Source organism: bacterium, from assembly GCA_018814885.1.
Lineage (GTDB): Bacteria > Krumholzibacteriota > Krumholzibacteriia > LZORAL124-64-63 > LZORAL124-64-63 > JAHIYU01.
The window spans coordinates 1-7,385 of sequence record JAHIYU010000148.1 but is presented as its reverse complement, the minus strand read 5'-3'; the positions used below and the strand labels follow the sequence as shown (position 1 = coordinate 7,385).

General features: G+C 69.5%; 5 protein-coding genes. 2 read left to right on the top strand and 3 right to left on the bottom strand.

Annotation, left to right across the window (positions count from 1 at the left end; translation table 11 throughout):
• Positions 1-54: 54 nt before the first annotated feature.
• The 3 genes from KJ554_11365 to KJ554_11355 form a co-directional block, all read right to left on the bottom strand.
• Positions 55-2,451: a VCBS repeat-containing protein gene (locus KJ554_11365; GenBank protein MBU0742936.1), complete on the bottom strand. Its 2,397-nt coding sequence runs from the start codon at positions 2,449-2,451 to the stop codon at positions 55-57.
• A gap of 63 nt (positions 2,452-2,514) precedes the next feature.
• Positions 2,515-2,664: a hypothetical protein gene (locus tag KJ554_11360; protein MBU0742935.1), complete on the bottom strand. Its 150-nt coding sequence runs from the start codon at positions 2,662-2,664 to the stop codon at positions 2,515-2,517.
• 164 nt (positions 2,665-2,828) lie between these two features.
• Positions 2,829-6,125, bottom strand: a complete 3,297-nt coding sequence (locus tag KJ554_11355) for a PDZ domain-containing protein (protein MBU0742934.1) — start codon at positions 6,123-6,125, stop codon at positions 2,829-2,831.
• Between the two features lie 198 nt (positions 6,126-6,323).
• Here KJ554_11355 and KJ554_11350 point away from each other — a divergent pair, with 198 nt between their 5' ends.
• Both KJ554_11350 and KJ554_11345 read left to right on the top strand, forming a co-directional pair.
• A complete protein-coding gene (locus tag KJ554_11350; protein ID MBU0742933.1) occupies positions 6,324-7,181 on the top strand; it encodes a zinc ABC transporter substrate-binding protein in 858 nt (285 codons plus the stop codon).
• Positions 7,178-7,385: ATP-binding cassette domain-containing protein (locus KJ554_11345; GenBank protein MBU0742932.1), on the top strand; the 208-nt coding region annotated here is incomplete at its 3' end. The genes KJ554_11350 and KJ554_11345, both read left to right, overlap by 4 nt.

Sequence of the window (7,385 nt, the reverse complement as noted above, 5' to 3'; positions counted from 1 at the left end):
TGGGACCCCGGGCGCGCGCCCGGGGTCCCAGTCGGTCGTGATCGGGCGCCGCGGTCACTTCATGAGCGTCACCCGCCGCACCGCCGCGTGCCCCCCCTGCCGCAGCCGCAGCAGGTAGGTGCCGGTGGCGACCGGGCGGCCGGCGTCGTCGTCGCCGCTCCAGACGACCCGGTTGCGGCCGGCCGGCAGCTCGCCGGTGGACAGGGTCCGCACCAGGCGTCCGCACACGTCGTAGACGGCAAGGTGGGCGCGGCCGCCGTACGGCAGGTCGAAGACGACCTCGGTCCGCGGGTTGAAGGGGTTCGGCCGGGCCGGCATCAGGCGCAGCTCCGGCGCCGGCGTCTGCGGCGGCTGCACGGCTGTCGTGCCGTTCTCGACCACGGTCAGTTTCTGGTCGGCTGCGAGGTCCGTGAAGACCTCCTCGCCGCCGCAGGGCCAGCGGACGATCACCGAATCGGCCGTCGCCGCCGCGCCGAGACCGAACTCCACGGTGGGCGAGTCCTGGGACCGGAAGCCCGAGCCGCCGTTGACCTCGCGCATCAGGGACAGGCTCCCGGCCACCAGCCTGACGCGGGCACCCACGGCGTCGCGGTTGCAGTCGTCGCCGACCAGGTCCACGTGCAGCCAATGGTTGCCGTTGTCGAGCTGGTTGATCAGCAGCACGTTGGGCCCGCTCTCGTTGCCCACGTAGACATCCAGGTCGCCGTCGCCGTCGGTGTCGCCCAGGGCGACGCCGTTGGCGAGGCCGGCGGTGGCGTCGATGCCCAGCGGGACGTTCACGAATACGCCCCCGTCGTTGCGCAGGAAGCGGTCGTACTCGCCGTGCCGCGCGATGTACAGGTCGAGATCGCCGTCGTTGTCGAGATCGCCCCAGGCCACGCCCCTGCCGTGGCCGGGGTCCTCCAGGGCGCCGCCGAGGACCAGGGACCAGCTCGTGGTGGTCTGGCGGACCAGGCGGTCACGGCTGCCGTCGTTGGCGAAGTAAAGATCCAGGTCTCCGTCGTTGTCGTAATCGCCCCAGGCGCAGCCGGCGCCGCCGCCGACGTCGCTCAGGACCGTGGGAACGGTGGCCTCCCCGAACGGGGAGACGCCGTCGTACTGGTACAGGACGTTCGCGGCGAAACTCCTGGTCAGGTAGAAATCCTGGTCGCCGTCGTCGTCGTAATCGGCCCAGGCGGCCGCGACGCCGCTCCCCTCGTTGCCGCTACCGTAGGTGAAGAACAGGTAGTTCCCGCCGACGAGCCCGAGGTTCATCAGGTACCTGTCCATCTGGCCCGTGTTGACGACGTACAGATCCAGATTCCCGTCACGGTTGAAATCGGTCCAGATCGCCGTGCTGGCGGGCCCGGTGTCGCCCGCGTCGCTGAAGGTCACGTCCACGAACCCGCCGGCGCCGTCGTTGCGCAACAAGGCGTTCGCCTCGCCGTCGCGCGCGATGTAGAGATCGGGATGGCCGTCGTCGTCGAAGTCGCCCCAGGCGATCGATGTGCTGGCGGCGGTACCGGCGAGCAGGGGCGATGGCACCGCGCTGAACGCGTTGCCGGACTGGTTGCTCAACAGGAGATCGGCCGTGCCGCGGCAGGCGACGGCGATGTCGAGATCCCCGTCACCGTCCCAGTCGCGCAGCGCCACGCCCTGGTCCGCGCCGCTCGCGTTGCCCAGATCGCCACCGCTCTCGCCGACGAAGGGGCCGCCGGTGTAGAGGCCCGTGAAGAGCAGCTCGCCGTCCTCCACCAGCGTCAGCGTCTCCAGCGCCGGCACGGGCGTGGTCCAGCCTTCGACGGCGCCCCAGGTGATCGTGTACTCCCCGGCCGAGAATACCGGCAGCGACGCATCGTTGATCCGCTCCTGGACGAAACCGTCGGGCCCAGCCAGGGTCCAGGGGGCGTCGAGCCCCTCCGGGTTCGCGTCCACGTGGATAAGGCCCGCATAATCCGGCACGGCCAGCGCGGCCTGGAGCACCCGCTTGTCGCCCGCCTCGCTCTGGACGAAGACCGCCACGCCGAGGTTCTCCACGGCCCAGCTCGGCGACACGGTGAACGCTCGGTTGAGGACGACGCTCTGCCCGGGTGTGGTCAGGGTGAAGGGCTCCGGGGCGAGCACATCGCGCGCCAGGTTCACCTCGCCGATGATGTTGTTCTCGAAGACCGCGAACTGGACCACGTTGTTGGTCGTGGTCACGGCTTGGTCGACCTCGATGGTGACGCTCAGGGCGCCCTCGAGCCCGATGAGGGTGTAAAAGGCCTCGACGATCAGGGGGGACTCGTCCCCCAGGTGCGCCCCCACGATCGGCTGATAGGTGGAGTACATGCTGCCCGACTCCTGGCCGCCGATGATGTCGTCGTAACCGTCGAAGAAAGCGGCCGGCGTGCCCGGTCCGCCGTACCAGCTCCAGCGCCCAGTACCCTCGGGCGTGTCGTAGGGGGACGTCAGATACCAGGTGATGGGCACGAACTGGGCACCATACTGCGCGGAGAGCTGCCGGAATCCCGCGACCGCGGAAGGGCAGTAGGGTCAGCCGGCCGCCGATATCAGCTCCCCCAGGACGGCGCGCGGGGCGGCCGTGGCCTGGGGCGACAGGGACATCGACACGACCATGGCGGTGAGCCCCGCCAGGCAGGACGTCCTGGAGACGAACCGGTGCAACGTGGTGATGAGGTGCATGGATCGAAACTCCTCGTGGATGTGGGCGTGAGCGGCGGGGATGTCGGCGACGCCTCAATTATAAGGTTTTAGGTGGGAATATGCAATCGGGCAGGTCGCTCTCGGGACGGGGAGAGCGTTCGGCGGCGCCGGCCCCTGGCCGACGCCGCTGCACATCTCCATGGTCACTTGCTCTTGTCGGGGTAGGCCGGGCGTCCGGGCAGGCGCCAGCGCTCCCCCTCCCGCGCGAGCGTATCCAGCAGGTGCGCGACCGCGGCCTCCAGCTGCGCATCGCGCCCCGCGACCACGTCCGCCGGGTCGTTGACGACCACGATGTCGGGATCCACGCCATGGCCCTCGATGATCCAGGCGCCGTCCAGGCCGATGGGCGCGAACTGGGGCGGCGTGGTGCCGCTGCCGTCGACCATGCCCTGGTGCGGCTCGATGCCCACCGCGCCGCCCCAGGTGCGTACGCCCATCACCGTGGCCAGCCGCTTGGCCTTGACGGCGTAGGCGAAGTACTCGCCGTTGGACCCCGTGTTCTCGTTGATCAGCACGACGACCGGCCCGTGGAAGCACCGCTCGGGGTTGCGGCCCATCTTCCCCTCGCGCGGCTGGTCCAGCGCCCAGAGGCGACGTTCGAGCCGGTCGATGATCATGTCGCCGACGAAACCGCCGCCGTTGTAACGCTCATCGACGATCAGAGCTTCCTTGGCGTACAGGGGATAGAAGGCCCCGGCGAACTCGATCAGGCCGGCCTCCATCATGTTGGGCAGATGCAGATAGCCGACGCGGCCGCCGCCGAGCTGCTCCACCGAGGCGCGGTTGTCCTCCACCCACTCCCGGTAGCGGATGGCACCCTCCCAGTCGACGGTGCGCACGCGGCAGGCCGTGGCGCCCTCGGCCGCGGGCCGGTCGTTGACGGTCAAGGTGATCATGCGGTCGGCCTTGTCCTCGAGGTGGCGATAGACGTTGTCTCCGGCCCGGACCGGCTGCCCGTCGATGGCGATCAGGTACTGGCCGGCGCGGACGGGACATCCCGGCTCCGCCAGCGGCGAGCGCTCGCGGTCGTTCCAGGACACGCCCGGCACGATGCGGGCGATGCGGTAGAAGTCGTCGCCGCGCTCCGCGGCGAACTCGGCGCCCAGCAGGCCCACGCCCACGTGCCCGCCGCCCGGCGCATAGTCGCCGCCGAAGATGTAGGTGTGGCCGATGTTGAGCTCGGCGATCATCTCGCCGATCAGGTAGTTCAGGTCGGCGCGGTTGCCGCAGTCGGGGACGAAGCGATGGTACTTCTCGCCTATCGACTGCCAGTCGAGGCCGTGCATGCTGGGATCGTAGAACCAGTCGCGCTGGATGCGCCACGCCTCGTCGAAGATCTGCAGGAACTCCTCGCCGCGCACCACGCGCAGGCGCACGCCGGAGAGATCCACGTCGCCGTCGCCGAGAGACGCCGCCTCGCCCGCATCCACGACGCCGTAGGTGGAGGCCGCGCGGTAGACGAGCTTCTTGCCGTCGGCCGAGAGGTGGTAGTTGTTGATGGACGAGAGGAGCGGCGTGGTCTCGGCTTCCTCGATGTCGTACTTCACCAGGTCCAGCAGGTCCGTCGTCTCGTCGTTGACGTTCTGGTACTTGAGGAACTCGCGCCCGGTCTTCTGCAGGGCCAGGAAACCGCCCTCGACGGCCTCGAGCCGGAACCAGTTGCCGGCCGCGAAGCCCTCGCAGGCGAGGACGCGCCCGGCGATGCCTTCGAGATCGATCGGCGTGGCGGCCTCGTCGTCCTTGTCCTCCTCGTCCCCTTCCTCGTCGTCCCCTTCCTCGTCGTCCCCGTCATGGCCGGCGTCCTCCTCCACCAGCACGTCCTCGCATGTGAAGGGCGAGGACGCTTCGGCATCCAGCAGCACGACGTAGGCGCGGCCCATGTCCAGGAAGACGTGGTTCTGGTCCTGGAAACCCATGACCGGTTCGAAGGTGCGGTTGGACAGGAAGTAGAGATACTTGCCGTCGGGCGAGAAGGACGGGCTCCAGTCGGTGTGCCAGTCGTCGGTGAGACGCGTGGTCTCGCCGCTGTCGAGAGAGTAGAGATAGATCGACTCGTTCATGTTGGCGCCCATCATGCTGTAGACCACCCAGCGCGAACACGGGCTCCAGGCGTAATCCTGGATGCCCCAGCGCTCCCAGGCGTCGTCGTATTCGCCGCGGGCGATGACCATGGCCCTGCCGCCGGGCACCTCGACCAAGTTCAGGCGCATGAACTTGTCGCTGTAGATCAACCGCTTGGCATCGGGCGACCAGACCGGCTGCATGAGATAGCCGTCGCCGCCCGTGGTGAGCTGCCTGGTCGTCTGCCCCTTCTGATCGGTCAGCCAGATCTCCTCCTCGCCGGTGCGGTCGCTGACCAACGCGATCCACTTGCCGTCCGGTGACCAGGCGGCGCTCTTCTCGCGGGAGGCCGAGGTGTGGGTCAGGTCCACGGGATCGCCTTCCTCGACGGGCAGGTTGAGAATCTCGCCGCGGGCCTCCAGCAACAGGCGCTCGCCGCCCGGCGAGAGGTTGAACGAGCCCGTGGTCGGCGCGACCGGGACGTACTCCGGGCGCATGCGGACCCTGTCCGACGGCACGCGGACATCGACCCGCCGGATCGCGCCGGTGGCCAGGTCCAGCACGTGCAGCCGCTCGCCGTACTGGTAGACGATGCGCCCGTCGCCCAGCGACGGATACTTGACGTCGTAATCGTCGTAGCCGGTCATACGGGTCACGGCGCCGGTGGCGACGTCGTGCGCGTAGAGATTGAGCGTGCCGTCCTCGCGGTCGCTGTTGAAGTAGATCTTGCCGTCGTGCCACATGGGGAAGTTGTCGGTGCCTTCCCAGTCTGTGATACGGTCGATCGCGCCGGTCGTGAAGTCGGCCACCCAGACGTCCTGGGCCATGCCGCCCCGGTAGCGCTTCCAGGTGCGGTTCTCGCGCGAGATGCGGTTGTAGGCGAGCTTGCCGCCGTCCGGCGAGAGCGACGCGAGGCCGCCGCGGTCGATGGCGAGCTTTTCGGGCATGCCGCCGTCGACGGGGACCAGGTAGGTCTCGAACTCGCCCATGGGCGCGACGCGCACCGAGCGGAAGAGGACGCGGTCGCCGTCGGGATGCCAGCCGAGGACGAAGTCCGGTCCGGGGTGCCAGGTCAGACGCCGCGGTTCGCCCCCGCGGGTGTCCATGACGTAGACGTCGTTGCCGCCGTCGTAGCCGGCGGTGAAGGCGATCCGCTCGCCGTCCGGGCTGAACTTGGCGAAACGCTCGTTGCCGGGATGGGAGGTCAGGCGCCGGGCGTCGCCGCCCGCGGCGTCCACCAGCCAGAGATCGTTCTCGTAGGTGAAGACGATCAGGTCGCCGTGGATGTCGGCGTAGCGCATCAGGTGGGTGGCGGCCGGCGCGACCGACGCGGCGGAGACCAAGATCGACAGGACGAACCACGGCAACAGGCGTTTCACGGCGATCCTCGCTTTCGCTGGATATGAATCGAAGGTCGGCGGCGCACACGAACGTCGACGTGCGATCAGGATGGCACGGTATGTCACTACGGGCAAGTCAGCGTCCGGTTGCAGGATGGGGTCGTTTGCGCCTATCATGCCACGGTCCTGCGGAAGTACGCGACCCGGGGGGATCCGATGCGGTTGTCGGGAATCACGATGTGGCTCTGTATGGCGGCGGCCGGCGCGCCCGGCGGCGCCGAAGGCGGCGAGCGCCCGCAGGTCACGGTCAGCATCGCGCCCCAGGCCTGGCTGGTCGAACGCCTGGCCGGAGAGGCCTTCGCGCTCGAGGTCGCCCTGGCTCCCGGCGAGTCCCCCGCCACCTACGATCCCACGCCGCGGCGTCTGGCCGAGCTGTCCGCCACGCGTCTCTACCTGTCCGTGGGCGTGCCCCTCGAACGCATCCTGATTCCCCGTCTGCGCGACGGCTGCCGGGACCTGATCGTGGCGGACCTGTCCGCGGGCGTGGAACTGCTGGCCGGAGACGACCACGGCCACGGGCACGAATGCGACCCCCACGTCTGGCTCAGCCCGCGCCGCATGCGGGTGATGGCGGCGACGGCGGCGGCGGCGCTGGGTGACCTGCGACCGGAACTCGCCGGCACCCTGGCCACGAACCTCGCGCGGCTGCAGGCCGAACTCGATGTCCTGGACGGCGCGGTGGCGGAGCTGCTGGCGCCGGCCGCCGGCCGCACCATGGTCGTGTTTCATCCGGCCTTCGGCTACCTGGCGCACGACTACGGCTTCGTGCAGAAGGCCATCGAGAAGGACGGCCTCCCCCCCAGCCCGCGCCACCTGGCGGCCGTGCTGGCGGAGATCCGCGACCAGCGCATCAACACGGTCTTCGTCCAGCCCCAGTCGGCCAGCGCCCAGCTGCAGGCGGTCGCCGCGGCGGAGGGCCTCGCGGTGGCGGTCCTCGATCCCCTGGCGTACGACTACGCCGACAACCTGCTGCGGATGGCGGCCAGGATCGGCGCGGCCCTCTCGACCTCCACCGCGAAGGACGTCTCGCCATGAGCGGCGAACCGGTCGTGACCCTGCGCGACGTGGATTTCAACTACGGCCGGACGCGGGTCCTCGCCGGGGTGAGCTGCAAGGTGCACGCCGGCGATTTCGTGTCCATCATCGGGCCCAACGGCGGGGGCAAGTCCACCCTGCTGCGCCTGATGCTGGGCCTGGCCGCGCCCGGACGCGGGGAGGTGCGCCTGCTGGGCAGGGCGC